Below are 20,204 nucleotides of genomic sequence, written 5' to 3'. Positions count from 1 at the left end.
ACAGGTGATATACAGATGTCTTTACAGTTAGAAAGGGTCGATGTGTTGATTATCGGGGCCGGCTTGGCCGCGGTGACAGTCGCGCTCCATTTGCCTCAAACGTTGAACGTCTTGCTCGTCTCCAAGCGCGAAGTAACAAGGGCGAACTCGGACATGGCCCAAGGCGGGATTGCGAGCTCGTATTTGGAGCCGTCGAGCGTCGATCATGAGCGGGATACGCTCGTCGCCTCGAAGATGGCAGCCATTCCTGAACGAGTGTATATGCTCGTCGAAGAAGGACGGAGCGCGATTGGCGATTTGGAGCGCTTCGGAGTCGTCTTTGATCGGGACGGTGCTGCATATGCCGTCGGCCGTGAAGGGGCACATGGGATGAACCGAATCTTTCACGTCGGTGGGGACGAGACCGGGCGTCACGTGATGGCGACGCTTCGTCGACAATTGCCAGACAATGTGACCGTCATGGAACACGTCTTGATTGATACGTTGGTGAAGACAGATGGCTGCGTCAGTGGCGCGACCGGTTACAACGGTGAGACGCGCCTTCACGTCCAGGCCGGCGCCGTCGTCTTGGCGACTGGGGGCATCGGTGGACTCATCGACTGGACGTCGAATTGTCGCTCGGTCACAGGGGACGGGCTCGTCTTAGCGGAAGAGGTCGGGGCCCGACTGACAAACTTGTCGCGGATTCAGTTCCATCCGACGCTGCTCGCGGTCGATTCGCCTCATCTCGTGACGGAAGCGCTGCGCGGAGCTGGAGCGATGCTCGTCGATTCGTCAGGACGTCCTGTGATGGCCCACCATCCGCTCGGAAGCCTCGCCCCGAGAGACGAGGTCGCTCGGACACTCACGCGTCATGACGGTCCCGTCTACTTGGACACGAGCCGCGTCGAGCGGATCAAGGAACGGTTCCCGAAACTGGTGGCGACATGTGACATGCACGGAATCGACATCCGCCGCATCCCGGTACGGCCCGGACTCCATTTCCATATGGGTGGTGTCGACGTCGATGCCGACGGTCGTACGTCCGTCGCTGGGTTGTATGCGGTCGGTGAGGTCGCCGATTCGGGTGTCCATGGGATGAATCGACTCGCGTCAAATTCGTTACTCGAATGCTGGGTGTTCGGGAAGCGGGTGGCGGCAGCGGTGACGGTAGAGGAGAAGGAGAAGCCGTTCACGGTAGACGAGACGACCGTATACGAGATATCGGTTGATCTGTTCAGCCGCTATCGGCAACAGATTGGGAAATGGTTGACCATCTCGCCCCAGATTGGCGACATCACAAGTTTCTTAGAAAATACCCATGAACTGCCACAGACGAAACACGTGTCAAGACAATTAAGTGAACAGACGTTGAGTCTGAAAGCGGCACGCCTTTTGGCCCATGCCGTCATGAGAACGGAGGCTTCTAATGAACAAAATCGCATTACGCGAACAGTTGATAGCATTTTTACATGAAGACATCGGTTTCGGGGACGCCTCGAGTGCATTGATTGACCACCGCGAGACGTCCCTCGCCACGATCAGCGCCAAAGCAGACGGGGTCTTCTGCGGCATGGACGTCGTCCTTGAACTAGCGCAGTTACAGCGTTTCGTCGTCGAGTCATGTCAGCCGGACGGTACGGACGTTGTGGCCGGTGACGCGCTTTTTGTTTTGCGCGGCAAGACGCGGACGCTCCTTGAGACGGAGCGTGTGCTGTTGAACCTCGTCCAGCATTTGAGCGGGATTGCGACGATGACCCGGCGCTGTGTCGAACGCCTCGATGACCCGACGATCGCCGTCACGGACACGCGGAAGACGACGCCGGGGCTCCGCATGCTCGAGAAGCATGCCGTCCGTTCGGGTGGGGGAAAGAACCATCGGCTCCGGCTCGATGATGCCATCATGATCAAAGACAACCACATCACGGCACTCGGCGGCATCACGAACGCGGTTGAGCGCGCACGGACGCTGGCCGGTCATACGACGCCTGTCGAAGTCGAGGTCGAGACGCTCGAACAATTGCATGAGGCGATTGCGGCGAACGCGGACATCATCATGTTCGACAACCGGACGCCGGAAGAGTTGAAGTCGTGGCGCGCGCTCGTCCCGCCACATATCAAAACGGAGGCGTCAGGCGGCATCACCGTCGAGACGATCGCCCAGTATCGCGGTTCGGGCGTCGACGTCATCTCGATCGGGCAGTTGACCCATTCAGTGACGGTGCTCGATTGTAGTCTAAATCTTGTAGGGGGAATCAAACATGCAATTACTCGGAACGATGCCAGCACAATACGCTGACTTGACGATTGAACAGATGGAATCACGGATTGAAGCCATCAAAGCACGGCTGGGCAGAAGCTTATTTTTGCCGGCCCATCACTATCAAAAGGACGAGGTCGTCCAATTCGCAGATGCGACCGGAGATTCGCTCCAACTCGCACGGCTCGCCGAACAGATGAGTGACGCTGAATTTATCGTCTTCTGTGGCGTCCATTTCATGGCCGAGACGGCGGACATGCTGACACGCGATGACCAGGTCGTCATCTTGCCGGACATGCGGGCCGGATGCTCGATGGCAGACATGGCCGATATCGATCAGACGGAGATCGCGTGGGAAGAACTGACGGTTACGTTCGGCGACGGTATCATCCCGATCACGTACGTCAACTCGACGGCAGCCATCAAGGCGTTCGTCGGAAAGAACGGCGGCGCGACGGTCACGTCGTCAAACGCGCATGACATCGTGCATTGGGCGCTCGAGGCGGGAGAGCGGGTTCTGTTCTTGCCGGACCAGCATCTCGGACGGAACACGGCGTTTGACTTAGGTGTGCCGCTCGCAGCGATGGCCGTCTGGGACCCGCTTCGGGAACGGCTCGTCTACGAAGGGGACATCGAGGACGTGCGGGTCATTCTGTGGAAAGGGCACTGTTCGGTCCACGAGAAGTTCAACGTCGCCCAAATCGAGGCACTTCGGAAGAACGACCCCGAACGACGCATCATCGTCCATCCGGAATGTACGTTCGATGTCGTGCAGGCGGCGGACGAGGCCGGGTCGACGTCATACATCATCGACCAAATCGAGGCGAGCGCGCCGGGGACGAAGTGGGCAGTCGGCACCGAGATGAACTTGGTCAACCGACTTGCGGCGACGCACCAGGAGCAAGATATCGTCTCGCTCAACCCGTACATGTGTCCGTGCTTGACGATGAACCGCATCGATTTGCCGCATCTGCTTTGGGCGCTCGAGTCGCTTGAGACCGATCCCGTCAATATCATCCGCGTCGATGAAGAGACGACAAAGTGGGCGACACTCGCCCTTGAACGGATGCTCGCACGCTAAGGACAGGCAATCGCCTGTCCTTTTTTCGTGGCGGCGGTTATGGTACAATGAATGCAGTTTTCCTATGAAGAGGAGATATGACCGTGATTGAATTCGTAAAAGGCTCCGTCGCCTATGTGTGCGCGGAATATATAACGTTGGATGTTTCGGGCGTCGGCTACAAAGTACATGTGCCTAACCCGTTTTTTTATCGTGAACAAGACGAACATGTAATCGTGTTTACGCATCATTATGTGCGTGAAGATCAACAGACATTGTACGGTTTCCGCTCACGCCGGGAACGCGAACTGTTCAATAAACTGCTCGGCGTCAACGGTATTGGACCGAAAGGCGCGCTCGCCATCGTCGCCTCGGGCGATATGGATGCCCTCATCGACGCGATCGAGACCGAGAACGAGAAGTACTTGATGAAGTTCCCGGGTGTCGGCAAGAAGACGGCCAAACAGATGGCGCTCGACTTGAAAGGCAAGCTGTCCGAGCTCGCCCCGGACTATGTGCCGAACACCGGCTTATTTGCCCAAGGCGCGTCCGAACTCGACGAGGCGTGCGAGGCGCTCGTCGCACTCGGATACTCGGAGCGTGAGATTACCCGTGTCCGCAAGGAATTGAATTCAGAAATATTGACGACAGACGCTTACATAAAGCGCGCCCTGCAATTGCTATTGAAATAAGGAGGAGACCATGGACGAACGATTGTTGTCACAATCCCATCAACAATATGAAGACTCAGAAGAGTGGAGCTTGCGTCCGCAAAGGTTCGAGCAATATATCGGGCAGGAGAAGGCGAAAGGCAACTTGTCAATCTTCATCCAAGCCGCGAAGCTACGAAGCGAGACGCTCGACCACGTCCTCCTTTACGGTCCCCCGGGACTCGGAAAGACGACCCTCGCCCAAATCATCGCTAACGAGATGGGCGTCGGCATCAAGACGACAGCCGGTCCGGCCATCGAACGACCGGGTGACCTCGCCGCGATCCTGTCGACGCTCGAACCGGGCGACGTCCTGTTCATCGATGAGATTCATCGCTTGAGCCGCACGATCGAAGAGATTCTCTATCCGGCAATGGAAGATTACTGTCTCGACATCGTCTACGGACAAGGCGAGATGGCGCGAAGCGTCCGCATCGACTTGCCGCCGTTCACGCTCGTCGGCGCGACGACGCGGGCCGGCATGTTGTCGGCGCCGCTCCGTGACCGCTTCGGTGTGACGTTGAAACTTGAATACTACGAGACGCATGAGCTCGCCGCCATCGTCAGCCGGACGGCCCAACTGTTCCGCCTGTCAATCTCACCAGAGGCGAGCGGTGCCATCGCGAAACGTTCACGTGGCACGCCGCGGATCGCCAACCGGCTGTTACGCCGGGTCCGTGATTTTGCCCAAGTGGCAGGTACGAAAGAAATCGACCCAGAGCTCGCTTCAAGTGCGCTCGACCGGTTGCACGTCGACGCCCTCGGGCTCGACGAGGTCGACCACCGGCTGTTACGGGCGATGGTCGAACGGTTCGGCGGTGGCCCGGTAGGACTCGAGACGCTCGCCGCAACAATCGGGGAAGACGCCCAGACGATTGAGGACGTGTATGAGCCGTACTTGTTGCAGCAAGGTTTCCTGCAACGGACGCCACGCGGCCGGATGATTACCCAGTACGCAAAGACGCATTTTGGCTATGAAGAGGAGTAAACGATATGCAAGACATTCAATTGAACGTAAACGATTATGATTTTGACTTACCAGAAGAACTGATCGCCCAAGTACCGCTTCTCGATCGGACAAGCTCACGACTGCTCGTCCTCGACCGCAAAACGGGCGACATCGAGCATCGTCATTTCCGCGACGTGCTCGACTATTTACAGGCAGGCGACGCGCTCGTCGTCAATGACTCACGCGTGCTCCCGGCCCGACTGTTCGGGGCGAAGCAAGAGACAGGCGGGAAAGTCGAACTCCTTCTCTTGAAACAGACGGAAGATGATGTGTGGGAAGCGCTCGTCAAACCCGCGAAGAAAGTCCGCGTCGGCGCCATCGTCGAGTTCGGCAACGGATTGCTCCGGGCCGAATGTGTCGAAGAGCTCCCGGAAGGCGGTCGCCGCTTCAAATTTGATTACGACGGCATCTTTTATGAGATTTTAGATGAGCTCGGTACGATGCCGCTCCCGCCATACATCCGTGAACAGCTCGACGACCAGGACCGTTATCAGACGGTGTACGCCCGTGAACGCGGGAGTGCGGCCGCACCGACGGCAGGCCTTCACTTTACGGAAGAACTGCTCGCGGCGGCGGAGGCGAAAGGTGTCAAGTTGATCCCGCTCACGCTCCATGTCGGGCTCGGCACGTTCCGTCCCGTCACGGCCGATACGATTGAAGAGCACACGATGCATAGCGAGTATTTCGAGCTATCAGCCAAGTCGGCTAAAGCGCTCCGCGACGTCCGTGCAAATCACGGACGCGTCTTCGCGGTCGGGACGACATCGACCCGGACGCTCGAGACGATCGTGCGCGACCATGGGGATTTCGTCGAGTCATCGGGCTGGACGGACATCTTTATCTACCCAGGCGTCGAGTTGAAGGCGATCGATGGACTGATCACGAACTTCCATCTGCCGAAGTCGACACTTGTCATGCTCGTCTCGGCGTTCGCGTCGCGCGACATCATCTTGAACGCGTACCGCACGGCGGTACAAGAACGTTACCGCTTCTTCAGCTTTGGGGACGCGATGCTCATCACGAGGAAGGAAGAGAACAAATGACCAAACACGCAGTCACATATGAACATATCCACACATGTAAACAGACGGGAGCGCGGCACGGAATCGTCCATACGCCGCACGGGTCGTTCGAGACACCTGTCTTTATGCCGGTCGGCACACAGGCGACCGTCAAGACGATGGGACCGGAACAAGTCAAGGCGATGGGAGCGAACATCATCCTGTCGAACACGTACCACCTTTGGATCCGTCCAGGACACGAAGTCGTCAAACAAGCCGGCGGCCTTCATAAGTTCATGAACTGGGACGGTGCGATTTTGACGGACTCGGGCGGCTTCCAAGTCTTCTCGCTCGCCGACCTTCGCAACATCCAAGAAGAAGGCGTCCATTTCCGCAACCACTTGAACGGCGACAAGTTGTTCTTGTCACCGGAGAAAGCGATGGAGATTCAAAACGCGCTCGGTTCGGATATCATGATGGCGTTCGACGAGTGCCCGCCGTTCCCGGCGACACACGAATACATGAAGAAATCGGTTGAACGGACGAGCCGTTGGGCAGAGCGTTGCCTCGCTGCACACGAGCGTCCACAAGATCAGGCGTTGTTCGGCATCATTCAAGGTGGAGAGTACGAAGATCTCCGTCGTCAAAGTGCGGCTGATCTCGTCTCGCTCGATTTCCCAGGTTATGCCGTCGGTGGATTATCAGTCGGCGAACCGAAGGACGTCATGTACCGCGCTCTCGAGTTCACGACACCGTTCATGCCGGAGAACAAGCCGCGCTACTTGATGGGCGTCGGTTCACCGGACGCGTTGATCGAAGGTTCGATTCGCGGTATCGACATGTTCGACTGCGTCTTGCCGACACGGATCGCCCGCAACGGGACGCTCATGACATCGAAAGGCCGTGTCACGATCAAACATGCGAAACATAAGACGGACTTCGGCCCAATCGACGAGAAGTGCGATTGCTACACGTGTAAGAACTATTCACGCGCGTACGTCCACCACTTGATTCGTGCCGACGAGATGTTCGGACTTCACCTCTGCTCCACACACAACCTTCACTTCCTCGTGAACTTGATGAGTCAAGTACGTCAAGCCATCCGCGAAGACCGTCTCTTGGACTTCAAGGAAGAGTTTTTAGAAGAATATGGGTATAACAAACCGAACGCCAAGAATTTCTAATTGTTCTGACAGCGATTATGTGACAACGTTTCAGTTTCACGGTATAATGAACCTGATATTGAAGGAAAGGGTGAATTTTACGCATGGAAACTCTCGTAGCACTATTACCGATGATCCTTATTTTCGTCGTGTTCTACTTCTTGTTGATCCGTCCGCAGACGAAACGTCAGAAGGAAGTACAATCGATGCAAAACGCGCTTGAGCGTGGGGATCACGTCGTAACAATCGGCGGCCTTCACGGCGTCGTCCACCAAATCGAAGACACACAAGTCACATTGAAATGTGACCAGTCACTCCTCAAGTTCAATCGCAGTGCGATTGCTGAAGTGACGAAAAAAGGCAACTCTTCATTCGCCGAGTAACCAAACAACGCCTGACCATCACTGGTCAGGCGTATTTTTGTGCAGAAAATAGTTGGGGGATGATCCGTCGGGCCGCCTCTTGTCCGCCATAGATGGCACGGGCGAACGGTCCGACGATTAAATCGGCATAGGCACCGGTCATATAAAAATGATCGGTCCAAGCGAGTGTCTCATCGAGTACCGGAGTCCCGCATGGGGTGAGCGGCAAGTCGAGTTGCTCGAGGAGCGGGCGGAGAAACGACTGGTTGACATCGAGCGGGCGAATGCCGGTGCAACAAACGATCTCAGACGACGGGAGAGCACGTCCGTCGACAACTAGCTGGTCGTCACGCCGGACCGCTTCTCCGATCACATGATTGATCAGGCCTTGGCGGATGAGTCGTTTCACTTTGAGGACGAGGTCGTTCGGAGACGTACCGGGGCGACGCTCGGCTTTGACGAAGGAGCGTTTCCCGACCCAATCGTCATCAAGTTGATGGAACGCACGCAAGCCTTTCGGTCCCATAAAGCTACGGTCTGCGTCGAACTGACTCACCTCGAGCGGTCGTTTCGTGACGATCGTGACGCGATGTCCTTTGTGATGCCGAGCCAAGGCGTAATGGAGCGCTGTAATCCCACCACCGACAATCGTCACTTCTTCTTGCTCTAGTGGTTCATCAGCTGAAAAAATATGTCGGCAACCCGGAACTCCGGCCCATTCTGGAAGACGGACGACGTTCGACTGTCCTGTCGCGACGATGACTACGTCGGCTGTGATCCGGCGATTTTTCGTCTCAATGATGTAGACGTCATCGAGGCGCGACACCCGTTCAACAGGGGCGTTCCCGATGAAGCGGGACGTTAGCTGCCAGTCGTCAATCATCTGGTCACAGTGATCGTTGAACAAGGCGAGCGAAGGACGTCCGAACGTGTCTTTAAAGTGATGGGAACCGTAATCATAATTGGCGGCAAACTGCTTCAGCGCGTGCGGGTTGGACGAGAGATGATGAACACGCGTCGAGCGTAAATGTGACATCGAGATGCGTCCGGTTTGTGTTTTCCAATTGCTGAGCGGGGACTCGTTCGCGTCGATCATCATCAAGTCGTCGAGTGCTCCACCTTGTTCTAAGTAGGAGACGGCGATCGTCATGCCATGAATGCCGCCGCCGACTATCAAAATTTTTGTATGTGAAGAAATCATTGTTCCACCTCATAAGTAGTAATCATTACGATTTGTATCATAGCGGAAATGACGTCTTTTTGTCAAACTGTGTCAATACGACGAATCATCCACCTGTTTTCTAAAAATCAAATTGAATCGTGAAAACGTTTGCATTATTGTCAAGTTGAGAAGAATTGGAAAGAAGGAGAAGAAGACATGGATGTGAAACGATTGCTACGCCCGCTATATAAATGGAAGGTCCGGCGTCGCCCTGACCGCGTGACAGGACGCTCGTCGATGCGGCGCAAGATGGCGATGGCGCTCGTACCGACGTTGATCGCTTTATTGATCGTCGGGGCGCTCGGCTCGTACCAATTACAGAACGCGACGTCAGAGTATGACCGGGTGTTGAACGAACGGCTCCAAGACATGCTCGTCGCTGAAGACTTAGCGCTGACCGTAACGGATGCCGAGCGCTACTTGAACTACTACTTGCTCGTCTCGAATTCGAAGACATTGATCAGCCTTGAGGCTTCCCAGACGAAACGCGATGAGTTGATGACTACGCTCCAACAGTCGACGGAAGACCCGAAAGTGCTCGCGTCGCTTGATGATCTCGAGAAGTTCAATCAACATCTCGACACGGAAATGGCGCGTGTGATCGACCTGCGTCAGCAGCAAGACGAAATTGGTTATAAGACGGTGCTCAATACGAGCGTGACGCCGACGACGGACCGTGTCCGGATGACGGTGACCGATCTCGTCACGTATCAAGGTGAAGCCCTCGCCGCTGAGTCGGAAGCGGTCCAGGCGAGTGCCGGGCAATCAATCATTTGGATGATCGTCATCAGCGTCATCGGTGTCGCTGTCGGTTTACTTTCGCTAGTGGCGCTTCAAAAACTGTTCTTGAAGCCGATCAATCGTCTCGTCCGTGAAGCCCGAGTCGTCGCGGAAGGGGATTTGACCGGAGGCGATATCGAGGTCGGTTCGAACGATGAACTCGGTGACCTCGTCACGGCGTTCAACGATATGAAACGCAACCTCGTCGGACTGATTCGCCAAGTCGGAGCGGCCTCGGATAAAGTGACGGCCTACTCAGAAGAGCTTTACGCCAGCACGGACCACGTCGCCACGACGACGCAAGGCGTGGCCGGGCTGTTCGAACAGATGAACGTCAACGCTCAAGTCTCGGCAAAACGGGCTGAAGAAGGGACGTCCGGCGTCAACCAAGCCGTCGTCGGCTTGAACCAGATCGCCGCGGCCTCGCAAGGCGTGAACGAACAGACGATCCATACGCTCGAAGCGGCGAGTGGGGGACTTGAGACAATCCAGTTGGCCGAACGACAAATGCGTGAGATTCAACAAGCGAACGACTTGACGCAACAGATGGTCAAGCGTTTGTCGAACCAGTCGCTTGAAATCGAGAAAATCACGCGTTCGATCACCGCCATCACGGAACAGACGAACCTACTTGCCTTAAACGCCGCCATCGAAGCGGCACGGGCTGGTGAACACGGGAAAGGGTTTGCTGTCGTCGCGGCCGAGGTCCGAAAGCTCGCCGAAGAGTCGAAACAGTCGGCAAAACAAATCCAAGCGGTCGTCGTCGATATCCAGCGTGATACGTCAGAAGTTGAGTCCGCGTTTGACGTCACGAGTCAACACGTGACGAGCGGCGTCACCCAAATGGGAGAAGTCGCCGGTGCGTTCCGTGAAATCGTCTCCGTCATTCAAGAGACGTCCCGTCAAATGAGTGAGATCGCGGCGGCAACAGAAGAAGTGAGCGCGAACACGACCGAGGTCGCGGTCTCGGTCGAAGATATGTCGACGAATGCCGTGTCGACGCAACGAAGCGTGGAAGAGGCGGGTGCGAACGTCGAAGAGCAACTTGCCGCCATCCAAGAAATCAACGGCATCGCCGAGACGATGAGCCATATGTCGGTCGAATTGAAAGACCTCGTGCATTTGTTTAAGACGTCGACTACTCCATCTCAAGAGGTCTGAAAGGTGAACCATACACTTGCATGGATTGAGATATTACTCGATCAAATGGCGAGTGATGCAGAAAGGGACGACGCTGCTATCGATTTGGGTTATATCTCAGAAGATGAGGCTGTGGAAGCCGCCTTGTTGACCGTTGTCCAAGACGAAAAGACGGATGAGATGATTCGAGCGAGTTGCGGAGAATCGTTGGCCCAAATCTGGATTGTGCAAAACCAGGTAAGCCATGAAAAGTTAGCGCTACTGACTGGAATCGCTAGGGATGAAGCAATGTCGGTAATCAAAAAGGAAAACTTGGAGGATATGCTAGAGTAGGCAACGGCTCCATATCGTTCGTTCAAACCCAAAAAGAGGCCGTAGAAACGAATTGTTCCTACGGCCTCTTCCTATTTACGATTTTTTGAGCGTTCGGTTCATCACATTAACAAAATCAGACTCGCTGCCATGACCATCATACCGGCGACCATTCCGTACACCGCGTGGTGGGCCCGACCGTATTCACGGGCGGCTGGGAGTAACTCGTCGAGCGAGATGAATACCATGATGCCACCGACGGCCGCGAACAAGAGGCCGAACACTGTGTCACTCAAGAACGGCATCAAGAGAAGGAAACCGACGACCGCTCCGAGCGGTTCCGCAAGTCCCGACAAGAACGACAACTTCAATGCTTTCTTCCGCGATCCGGTCGCATAGTAGATTGGGACCGAGACGGCGATGCCTTCCGGGATGTTGTGGAGTGCGATGGCGATGGCGATGGCGAGTCCGACGGCCGGGTCGTCGAGAGCGGAGATGAACGTGGCCAAACCTTCAGGGAAGTTATGAATCGTGATGGCGAGCGCCATGAACAATCCCATTTTATGAAGTCGCTGCTTCGTCTCTTGATTCAACGGGACGCGATCGGTCGCCGTCGTCGCAAGTTCTTGTGATGATGGGTCGTTTTGCATCGTCTCGACAAATTTGACTTCGTGCGGGTTTTCTGGCGACGGGATGAACTTGTCGATCAAGGCGATCAACAACATCCCGCCGAAGAACGCGAGGACGGTGTAGAGTGTCCCAGCCTGCTCGCCATGGGCCCCGACGAGTTCATCGAGCGCTTTCGGGAAAATCTCGATAAAGGATACGTAAATCATGACCCCACCTGAGAAGCCAAGGGACACCGACAAGAATGCCGTATTGGTCCGTTTGGCGAAGAAGGCGATCATACTTCCGATCCCCGTCGCGAGTCCAGCGAACAGCGTCAGTAAAAAGGCATAGAGTATCGTACTATCCATTGGAAAGGACTCCTTTACTTGTAGTGTGTAAGTTGATAACCACATCATAGCTCAAGTTTTGCCCTAATGCAACTTTTAGTCGCAAGCGCAAAAAAACGTGGGAAATCAACGTGTGGGTGTTACAATTTTAGGAAAACGATTGATAAATGTTTAGAATATTTGTAATGTTAACGAGAGAAGTTTTTTAACAGAACAGGTGTTTAGAAAGGAAATAGTCGTATGTACAAAAAAGGGAATATTGCGATCTTTGCGGTCATCATGATCGCAACGATCTTGCTCGCCGCCTTGACGACGCCATGGGTCGTGAAAAACACGAACCTCGGCCTCGACCTCAAAGGCGGATTTGAAGTGTTGTACGAAGTCCAGCCGCTCGAAGACGGCGATGTCATCGATCAATCAGCGATGAATGCAACCGTTCGCGCCATCAACAACCGGGTCAACGTCCTCGGCGTCTCGGAACCGGACATCCGGATTGAAGACGAGAATCGCATCCGCGTCCAACTCGCAGGCGTAGAGAACCAAAACGATGCCCGCGAAGTGCTCTCGTCGACAGCCCAGCTCACGTTCCGTGATGTGGATGATAACGTCCTCCTCGACGGGAAAGACCTCGCTCCGCGTGGCGCAGCACTCAGCTATGACCCACAAGGCAACCCGGTCGTTGAACTGACGTTGCAATCGGCGGACCAGTTCGGTGAAGTCACGTCGCAAATTGCCCAGCGTCCGGCACCGGAAAACCGTCTTGTCATCTGGCTTGATTATGAAGAAGGCGATACGTACGCCGAAGAGATTCAAAAAGAGAACTCGAAGATTGTGTCGGATGCATCTGTCACGTCCCCGATTCTATCGGATAAAGCCATCATCTCAGGTGGCGGCATCGATGCCGAGAGTGGTCAACGTCTGGCTGACATCTTGAACGCCGGTGCGCTCCCGGTCAAACTTGAAGAAATCTATTCGACGTCGGTCTCAGCCCAGTTCGGTCAAGACGCGCTCGACAAGACCGTGTTCGCGTCTCTCATCGGGATCGCGGCCATCTTCTTGTTCATGTTGTTCTTCTATCGTTTACCTGGTCTCGTCTCGATCATCACGCTCATTTTGTATATCAATTTGATCATGTTGTTCTTTAACGGGATTAACGCCGTCTTGACGCTTCCTGGGATTGCCGCTCTCGTCCTCGGTGTCGGGATGGCGGTCGATGCGAACATCATCACGGCCGAGCGCATCAAGGATGAACTCCGGTCAGGAAAGTCGGTCCTCTCAGCATTCCGTGCCGGGAACCGACGCTCGCTCAGTACGATCATCGATGCTAACTTGACGACCCTCATCTCGGCAGCGGTCTTGTTCTATTTCGGGACGAGCTCGGTCCGTGGGTTCGCCATCATGCTCATGATCTCGATTGCGATGACGTTCATCTCGAACGTCTTCATCTCGCGTTATTTGATGCACCTCCTCGTCTCGAGTCGTCTATTCGACAAACGAAAAGGCTGGTTTGGTGTGAAGGAGAGTGAAATCCGTGAACTTTAAGCTCACTGAATTAAACTATGTGAAACATATGCGCACGATGTTCATCGTCTCGTGTGCCATCGTCATCATCGGTCTCGGCATCTTGTTCTTCCGCGGCTTGAACCTCGGAATCGACTTCGCATCCGGGACACGGGTCGAAGTCTCGACCGATTCACAAGTGTCGCAAGAAGAATTGGCGTCAGCGTTTGAAGAAGCCGGTGTCGATGAAGACATCTCGTCGGTCCAATACGCGGAAGGCGGAACGCTCGCCAACGTGACGTTCGTCGGCCAGCTCGCTCAAGACGAAGTCGCCTCGGTGAAGACCGTGTTCACGGAAACGTTCGGGAACGATCCGAACATCAGCACCGTATCGGCCGAGGTCGGTCGTGATATCGCTCGGAATGCCATCTATGCGGTCGCACTCGCGTCGCTCGGGATCATCCTCTATATCACGTTCCGCTTCCAATTCTCGTATGCGGTCGCAACGGTCGTCGCCATGCTTCACGATGCGTTCTTCATGATCGTGGCATTCTCCATTTTCGGTATCGAGGTCAACTTGTACTTCGTCGCCGCCGTCTTGACGATTATCGGTTATTCGGTCAACGATACGATTGTGACGTTCGACCGCGTCCGCGAGAACATTCAGGCGTATGAGAAGGAACGGAAAATCAAATCGATGGACGTGTACCGTGACATCGTCAACACGTCGATTCAAGAGACGATCGTCCGCTCGGTCAACACGGTCATCACTGTGCTCTTGACGGTCATCGCCTTGTACGTGTTCGGTGCCGAGTCGATTCGCGGTTTCTCGATCGCATTGCTCATCGGTCTCGTCATGGGGATGTACTCATCGATTTTCATCGCCTCGTACTTGTGGATGCTCCTCAAAGGCATGTCGCTCAACAAAAAGAAAGAAACCGCCCCAGAGGCGTAACAGCAGGTCTCCCGCATCGTTCGGGGGACCTTTTTTGAATGTCAAGACGGCACTTCACTCGCTCGTTCTGATATAATCAACAATTGATTGGAGTGAAGGACTATGTATCATGCAAAGAAACGATGGGTGTATCCGGAGACGGATACGACCGCGGTTGAACAGCTACAGACAGAACTGAATATATCGGAGCAACTCGCGACGCTCCTCATGCAACGGGGGCACCGCGACGTCGAGGCGGCGAAGGCGTTCCTGCACGTCGAGGATGAGCTTGAGTTCCACGACCCGTACTTATTTGAACAGATGAACAAAGTCGTTGATCGTTTGAAACGCGCGGCCGATGACGGCGAGATGGTGCTCATCTACGGCGACTATGACGTCGATGGTGTCAGCGCTTCGGCGGTCATGTGGCACGCTTTGACCGAAATCGGTGTCATGGCAGAATGTTACATCCCGAACCGTTTCACGGAAGGATACGGTCCAAACAAAGAGGCGTTCAGCTGGGCGGCGGGTGAAGGGTTCACGCTCATCATCACGGTCGACTGTGGGATCTCAGGGATCGAAGAAGCAGCGCTCTTAAAAGAGCTCGGTGTCGATTTGATCATCACCGACCACCACGAGCCGAAAGAGACACTTCCAGACGCGTTCGCCATCATCCATCCTCACATCGATCCGTCGTATCCGTACGACAAACTCGCCGGGGCAGGCGTCGCGCTCAAAGTGGCCCATGCCGTGCTCGGTCGGATGCCGGAAGAGTTGCTCGACTTGGCCGTGCTCGGTACGATCGCCGACCTCGTCCCGCTTGACGGGGAGAATCGCTTACTCGCGAAGCTTGGTCTGAAGGCGCTCGATGATTCGAAACGTCCTGGAATCCTCGCGCTTCGAGAAGTGTGTGCGTTGACGGACGGGACGTTGAACGAGGAGTCGGTCGGTTTTGCGTTCGGACCACGGATCAACGCCGCCGGTCGTCTTGATTCGGCGATGCCAGCACTCCAGATGTTGCTCGCTGAGAGTGTCGAGGAGGCACTCGAATTGGCCCAGAAGCTCGACAAACAGAATAAAGAACGCCAAGACATCGTCAAAACGATCGCGAAAGAAGCGACAGAACTTGTCGAGGCCTCGATGACGGACGACCGTGTCCTTGTCGTCGCCAGCGAACACTGGAATCCGGGCGTTGTCGGAATTGTCGCATCACGACTCGTCGAGGCGTACTATCGTCCGGTCATCCTGTTGTGCCATGACCCGAAAACGGGGAAGGCGAAAGGTTCTGGCCGTTCGATCGACGGGTTCGACTTGTTCAAAGAACTATCACAAAATGAAGACATCTTGCCGCACTTCGGTGGACACCCGGCCGCAGCCGGAATGACACTGTTATCGGAGAACGTCGCCGAACTGCGCCGACGTCTGAACGAACAAGCCGAATCGATTCCAGACGAGACGTTCGTCGCTCGTGTCAATGTCGACTTGAAGCTCAACGTGAACGACGTATCGCTCGATTTGATTGCAGAGATCGGGAAGCTCGCCCCGTTCGGGATGGGCAATCCGTCACCGCGCGTCGTCGTGGCGGACGCAAGACTTCGTGATATCCGTCAAATCGGACGTGACAACACCCATTTGAAAGTTCAACTCGCCGGGGACAAGCGAGAACTCGACGGCATCGGCTTCGGCTTCGGTCACGTCGTGTCCGAGATTTCGAAGATGGCCAACGTTTCGGTCATGGGCAGTCTGCAGGTCAATGAATGGAACGGGATGCGCAAACCGCAGCTCATGATTCAAGACATCCGTGTCGACGGGTTTCAAGTGTTCGACTACCGCGGCAAGAAAAATTCGCTCGACGAATTGAAACAGCTCCCGGGCGACACGACGTCGTTCGTGTCGTTCCAAGGGCGGGACGACTTCCCGCTCCACGACCTTGATACGCCGCTCAAGCCGTTCGTCGTCTTGCTTGATTTACCGGACGAGGAAGAGGTGCTTGCGGACTTGTTGACCGAGGATGTCGAGCGTGTGTACTGTGCGTTCGGACAAGGCGGATCGTTTTTTGAGAAGTTGCCGACGCGAGAAGATTTCCGAACATATTACGTCCATATGGCGACGTGCGAACGGAAACACTTGCGTGAAAACTTGATTCGTTTGTCAATTGAGCGAAAATGGTCAAAAAATACGATTCAATTTATGCATCAAGTATTCTCTGAACTCGAATTTCTTGTTACAATGGAAGACGGACTGCCTGGAGTGAATCCAGAAGCGCCGAAACGTGATTTGACCGAAGCGCCGTGTTACAAGCGCCGGGTCGGACGAGTCCAACTCGAGGAGCGTTTCACCTATGCGTCGTTGGCAGAACTGAAAGAGCGGTTACAATCATTGCGATCGAACAAGATGCAGGAGGCTTACACATAAAATGGATTTCAAACAGCATATTAAAGAAGTAGCGGATTACCCGAAAGAAGGAATCAGCTTCAAGGACATCACGTCACTCATGCAAGACGGCCCGGCTTATAAAAAAGCGGTCGATGAGCTCATCGCTTACGCACAAGAGCGCGGTGCGGAACTCATCGCGGGTCCAGAGGCACGCGGTTTCGTCGTCGGTTGCCCGGCAGCGTATGCACTCGAACTCGGGTTCGTCCCGGTCCGTAAAGAAGGCAAGTTGCCACGTGAGACGGTTCGCGTCTCTTACGGACTTGAATACGGTACAGACATTTTGACGATGCACAAAGACTCAATCAAACCTGGGCAACAAGTCGTCATCTTGGATGACTTGCTCGCAACAGGCGGCACGATTGAAGCGACGATCAAAATGATTGAACAGCTCGGTGGCGTCGTCGCCGGAATCGGATTCTTAATCGAACTTGATGGACTCGGTGGACGTGAGCGACTCGAAGGATACGATGTGTTCTCACTCATCCGTTACGAAGATTAATCAAAGGGAAGCGATGGCTTCCCTTTTTTGAATAGTTTTTGAGGAAAATAACCCGCAACCTTTGACAGGTCGTCAGATTTTTTCGATAATAGAAAGTAAAATTAGAATATATACATGTACGTTAACTACTACCATGCTTCGACTTGTCCGAGTCGATTGGAGCGGTAAGAAAAAGGGTGTCGAATGTTATGACCAAAAAACAAATCGTAAGTATTGAGGACCTTCTCGACGCGCTCGGGGAGTATATGGGTGAAGACGAGATTGCCGAAGTAAGACGCGCTTACGAATACGCCAAACTGCATCATACCGGTCAGTTCCGACGTTCCGGCGAACCCTACATTCTGCATCCGGTCCAAGTGGCCGGTATTCTCGTTGATATCGGGTTAGACGCGACGACGATTATCGGTGCGCTTCTTCACGATGTCGTTGAAGACACGGACATCACGCTCAAACAGCTCGCTGACGAGTTTGGAGTCGAGGTGGCTATGCTCGTCGATGGGGTGACGAAGCTCGGTAAAATCAAATATAAATCGAAAAAAGAAGAACTCGCTGAAAATCACCGCAAGATGATTATCGCGATGGCAGAAGATGTGCGTGTCATTTTGATCAAACTCGCCGACCGTCTGCATAATATGCGGACGCTTCAACACATGCCAAAAGAGAAACAAGTTCAAAAGGCGGAAGAAACGCTCGAGATCTTCGCACCGCTTGCCCATCGGATGGGGATTTCGACGATCAAATGGGAGCTCGAGGATATCTCGTTACGTTATATCAACCCGCAGCAATACTACAAGATCGTCTCGATGATGAAACAGAAACGCACCGAACGGGAAGCGCTCGTCACATCGGTCATCACAGAAGTGAACGCCGTCCTTGAGGATGTGAGCATTGAAGCCGACGTCAACGGCCGCCCGAAGCATATTTACTCGATTTACAACAAGATGGTGAAGCATAAGAAAGAGTTCAATGAAATTTATGACTTGATGGCGGTCCGGATCATCGTTGATTCGATTCGTGACTGCTACGCGGTCCTCGGCATTATCCACACGCAATACAAGCCGATGCCAGGCCGATTCAAAGATTATATCGCCATGCCGAAACCGAACATGTATCAATCGCTCCACACGACGGTGATCGGACCGAAGGGTGAGCCGCTCGAAGTACAAATCCGGACGAAGGACATGCACTTCATCGCCGAGTTCGGGATTGCCGCGCACTGGGCGTATAAAGAAGGAAAGAACGTCGCGACGAACGGATTCGATGAGAAGATCGCCCACCTTCGCGAAATTTTAGAGTTGCAAAAAGATACGACTGACGCCGAGGAGTTCATGGAGTCGCTCAAAGTCGATTTCTTTAGCGACATGCTCTACGTCTTCACACCGAAAGGGGACGTTTTCGAGTTGCCGAAAGGCTCGGTCCCGATCGATTACGCCTACCGCATCCATACCGAGATCGGTCACCGGATGACGGGCGCAAAAGTGAACGGACGGATGGTGCCGCTCGACCATAAACTCGAGACAGGTGACATCATCGAAATCATCACGTCGAAACATAGCTATGGACCGAGCAAGGACTGGCTCAAACTCGCCGTCTCGAGTCAGGCGAAGAACAAGATTCGCCAATGGTTCAAGCGCCAACAGCGTGAAGAGAACGTCGAGAAAGGCAAAGAACTCGTCGATGTCGAAATCAAGAAGCTTGGCTTTGAGCCGAAAGAAGTGATTGACGACCAGTCGCTCGCCGTCGTCGTCGAGAAGTTCAACTTCGGGAACGAGGAAGAGATGTACGCCGCGGTCGGCTATCATGGCATCACGGCCGCCCAAGTCGCCCATAAGTTGACGGAGAAGCAGCGCAAAGAGCCGAAACTCGAGCTGTCGGATGCGATCAACGAATTGAAAGTCAGTCAGTCACCGAAGAAGAAGACGGCAGAGGCCGGCGTCTCGGTGAAAGGGATCGACAACATGCTCATCCGCATGAGCCGTTGCTGTAATCCAGTACCGGGCGACGAAATCGTCGGGTATATCACGCGCGGACGCGGCGTGTCGATTCACCGGAAGGACTGCTTGAACATCATCAATGAGCAGCATCCGGAGCGGCTCCTCACGGTCGAGTGGGAAGTCGGTCAGGCGAAAGAGAAGAACTATAACGTCGATATCGAGATCACCGGATACGACCGTTCAGGGCTCTTGAACGACGTGCTCCAAGCCGTCTCGGCGACGAACACGAACATCGTTGCCGTCAGCGGACGCGGGGACCAGAACAAACAAGCTCGTATCTCGATGACGATCTCGATTCCGAACGTGAACCATCTGCAAAAAGTCGTCGACCGGATTAAGCAAATCTCGGACGTGTACTCGGTCAGCCGAGTCATGATGACGTGACGAAAGGAAGATATCAGTGCGTGTATTGTTGCAACGAGTGAAAGAAGCGTCCGTTACCGTCGATGAGGAGACGATCGGTCAAATCGAGGCCGGCTATCTGCTCCTCGTCGGGGTGACCCACGAGGACACCGAGACGGAAGTGAACTGGCTCGCCGATAAGGTGGCCGGACTTCGTGTCTTCGAGGACGCGGACGAGAAGATGAACTTATCGATTCAAGACGTCGACGGCAAAGTGTTGTCCGTGTCGCAGTTCACGCTTTACGGGGACACGCAAAAAGGCCGCCGTCCCGCATTCACGCAAGCGGCGAAGCCGGACATCGCGGAACGACTTTATGAGAAGTTCAACGATCGTTTACGGACGCACGGTCTCGTCGTCGAGACCGGGAAGTTTGGGGCGATGATGGATGTCGCGCTCGTCAATGATGGACCGGTCACGCTCATGCTCGAAAAAAACGCTTGACAGAAGCGGGCGAAATTCGGCATCATGAATCATATAACCTAAC

The 20,204-nt window shown here is 54.5% G+C and carries 16 protein-coding genes, 1 pseudogene and 1 other annotated feature (1 of these 18 running past the window's edge); of the genes and pseudogenes, 15 read left to right on the top strand and 2 right to left on the bottom strand.

The genetic code is table 11. The annotated features are described in order from the left end of the window. Nucleotides 1-15 precede the first annotated feature (15 nt). The 8 genes from EVJ34_RS03155 (at nt 16) to yajC (ending at nt 7,565) form a co-directional block, all read left to right on the top strand. A complete protein-coding gene (locus EVJ34_RS03155; RefSeq protein WP_131484666.1) occupies nt 16-1,455 on the top strand; it encodes an L-aspartate oxidase in 1,440 nt (479 codons plus the stop codon). Continuing rightward, nucleotides 1,409-2,278, top strand: coding sequence for a carboxylating nicotinate-nucleotide diphosphorylase (gene nadC, locus EVJ34_RS03150; protein ID WP_131484665.1), 870 nt, complete (start codon nt 1,409-1,411; stop codon nt 2,276-2,278). Before EVJ34_RS03155 ends, nadC begins: the two co-directional genes overlap by 47 nt. After that, nucleotides 2,241-3,320 carry a quinolinate synthase NadA gene (gene nadA / locus EVJ34_RS03145; protein ID WP_131484664.1) on the top strand — a complete coding sequence of 360 codons (1,080 nt, stop codon included), beginning with the start codon at nt 2,241-2,243 and terminating at the stop codon, nt 3,318-3,320. The genes nadC and nadA overlap by 38 nt, the downstream gene beginning before the upstream one ends. Before the next feature lie 83 nt (nt 3,321-3,403). Next, entirely contained in the window at nt 3,404-3,991 is a 588-nt protein-coding gene (ruvA, locus tag EVJ34_RS03140; RefSeq protein WP_021066894.1) for a Holliday junction branch migration protein RuvA, read from the top strand. Nucleotides 3,992-4,001: 10 nt separating this feature from the next. After that, on the top strand, nt 4,002-4,997 hold the full coding sequence (ruvB, locus tag EVJ34_RS03135) for a Holliday junction branch migration DNA helicase RuvB (RefSeq protein WP_131433561.1): 996 nt from the start codon (nt 4,002-4,004) through the stop codon (nt 4,995-4,997). 20 nt (nt 4,998-5,017) lie between these two features. Further along, complete coding sequence (gene queA, locus EVJ34_RS03130) at nt 5,018-6,061, top strand: tRNA preQ1(34) S-adenosylmethionine ribosyltransferase-isomerase QueA (protein ID WP_131484806.1); 1,044 nt, start codon at nt 5,018-5,020, stop codon at nt 6,059-6,061. After that, nucleotides 6,058-7,203: a tRNA guanosine(34) transglycosylase Tgt gene (gene tgt, locus EVJ34_RS03125; RefSeq protein WP_131484663.1), complete on the top strand. Its 1,146-nt coding sequence runs from the start codon at nt 6,058-6,060 to the stop codon at nt 7,201-7,203. The genes queA and tgt overlap by 4 nt, the downstream gene beginning before the upstream one ends. Before the next feature lie 83 nt (nt 7,204-7,286). Further along, nucleotides 7,287-7,565, top strand: coding sequence for a preprotein translocase subunit YajC (gene yajC / locus EVJ34_RS03120; RefSeq protein ID WP_021066898.1), 279 nt, complete (start codon nt 7,287-7,289; stop codon nt 7,563-7,565). A gap of 25 nt (nt 7,566-7,590) precedes the next feature. On the opposite strand, the gene EVJ34_RS03115 is transcribed toward yajC, so the two are convergent. After that, a complete protein-coding gene (locus EVJ34_RS03115; RefSeq protein WP_131484662.1) occupies nt 7,591-8,745 on the bottom strand; it encodes an NAD(P)-binding domain-containing protein in 1,155 nt (384 codons plus the stop codon). 177 nt (nt 8,746-8,922) lie between these two features. Between EVJ34_RS03115 and EVJ34_RS03110 the strand changes: the two genes are divergently transcribed. Together EVJ34_RS03110 and EVJ34_RS03105 are read left to right on the top strand one after the other, a co-directional pair. Then, on the top strand, nt 8,923-10,707 hold the full coding sequence (locus EVJ34_RS03110) for a methyl-accepting chemotaxis protein (protein WP_131484661.1): 1,785 nt from the start codon (nt 8,923-8,925) through the stop codon (nt 10,705-10,707). 3 nt (nt 10,708-10,710) lie between these two features. Further along, nucleotides 10,711-11,019 (top strand): hypothetical protein, encoded by a 309-nt coding sequence (locus EVJ34_RS03105; RefSeq protein ID WP_131484660.1) that lies wholly within the window; start codon nt 10,711-10,713, stop codon nt 11,017-11,019. Between the two features lie 101 nt (nt 11,020-11,120). Here the strand turns inward: EVJ34_RS03105 and zupT are convergent, their stop codons facing one another. Further along, a complete protein-coding gene (gene zupT, locus EVJ34_RS03100; protein ID WP_131484659.1) occupies nt 11,121-11,975 on the bottom strand; it encodes a zinc transporter ZupT in 855 nt (284 codons plus the stop codon). A 219-nt stretch (nt 11,976-12,194) separates the two neighbouring features. Between zupT and secD the strand changes: the two are divergent. The 5 genes and pseudogenes from secD (at nt 12,195) to dtd (ending at nt 20,161) form a co-directional block, all read left to right on the top strand. After that, nucleotides 12,195-14,409, top strand: a pseudogene (secD, locus tag EVJ34_RS16030) (protein translocase subunit SecD). 102 nt (nt 14,410-14,511) lie between these two features. Beyond that, nucleotides 14,512-16,803 (top strand): single-stranded-DNA-specific exonuclease RecJ, encoded by a 2,292-nt coding sequence (gene recJ / locus EVJ34_RS03085; protein WP_131484656.1) that lies wholly within the window; start codon nt 14,512-14,514, stop codon nt 16,801-16,803. A gap of 1 nt (nt 16,804) precedes the next feature. Continuing rightward, the gene (locus tag EVJ34_RS03080; RefSeq protein ID WP_034776883.1) at nt 16,805-17,323 is read left to right on the top strand and encodes an adenine phosphoribosyltransferase; all 519 of its coding nucleotides are present in this window, start codon (nt 16,805-16,807) and stop codon (nt 17,321-17,323) included. Nucleotides 17,324-17,511: 188 nt separating this feature from the next. Further along, complete coding sequence (locus tag EVJ34_RS03075) at nt 17,512-19,701, top strand: RelA/SpoT family protein (protein ID WP_131433579.1); 2,190 nt, start codon at nt 17,512-17,514, stop codon at nt 19,699-19,701. Between the two features lie 16 nt (nt 19,702-19,717). After that, the gene (gene dtd / locus EVJ34_RS03070; protein ID WP_131433581.1) at nt 19,718-20,161 is read left to right on the top strand and encodes a D-aminoacyl-tRNA deacylase; all 444 of its coding nucleotides are present in this window, start codon (nt 19,718-19,720) and stop codon (nt 20,159-20,161) included. Between the two features lie 38 nt (nt 20,162-20,199). Further along, nucleotides 20,200-20,204 (top strand) — a binding site (T-box leader); it runs 231 nt beyond the window's last position.

Origin of the sequence: Exiguobacterium sp. SL-9 (genome assembly GCF_004336985.1) — a bacterium.
Classification (GTDB): Bacteria; Bacillota; Bacilli; order Exiguobacteriales; family Exiguobacteriaceae; genus Exiguobacterium.
The sequence above is the reverse complement of the archived record's forward strand: the minus strand, read 5'-3'. Positions and strand labels throughout refer to the sequence as shown.

Excerpts from the sequence above, each read along its gene's own strand:
- EVJ34_RS03110 (WP_131484661.1), top strand. The coding sequence starts at position 8,923 with ATGGATGTGAAACGATTGCTACGCCCGCTATATAAATGGAAGGTCCGG.
- recJ (WP_131484656.1), top strand. The coding sequence starts at position 14,512 with ATGTATCATGCAAAGAAACGATGGGTGTATCCGGAGACGGATACGACC.
- ruvB (WP_131433561.1), top strand. The coding sequence starts at position 4,002 with ATGGACGAACGATTGTTGTCACAATCCCATCAACAATATGAAGACTCA.
- yajC (WP_021066898.1), top strand. The coding sequence starts at position 7,287 with ATGGAAACTCTCGTAGCACTATTACCGATGATCCTTATTTTCGTCGTG.
- EVJ34_RS03115 (WP_131484662.1), bottom strand. The coding sequence starts at position 8,745 with ATGATTTCTTCACATACAAAAATTTTGATAGTCGGCGGCGGCATTCAT.
- nadC (WP_131484665.1), top strand. The coding sequence starts at position 1,409 with ATGAACAAAATCGCATTACGCGAACAGTTGATAGCATTTTTACATGAA.
- EVJ34_RS03155 (WP_131484666.1), top strand. The coding sequence starts at position 16 with ATGTCTTTACAGTTAGAAAGGGTCGATGTGTTGATTATCGGGGCCGGC.
- tgt (WP_131484663.1), top strand. The coding sequence starts at position 6,058 with ATGACCAAACACGCAGTCACATATGAACATATCCACACATGTAAACAG.
- EVJ34_RS03075 (WP_131433579.1), top strand. The coding sequence starts at position 17,512 with ATGACCAAAAAACAAATCGTAAGTATTGAGGACCTTCTCGACGCGCTC.
- zupT (WP_131484659.1), bottom strand. The coding sequence starts at position 11,975 with ATGGATAGTACGATACTCTATGCCTTTTTACTGACGCTGTTCGCTGGA.
- EVJ34_RS03080 (WP_034776883.1), top strand. The coding sequence starts at position 16,805 with ATGGATTTCAAACAGCATATTAAAGAAGTAGCGGATTACCCGAAAGAA.
- nadA (WP_131484664.1), top strand. The coding sequence starts at position 2,241 with ATGCAATTACTCGGAACGATGCCAGCACAATACGCTGACTTGACGATT.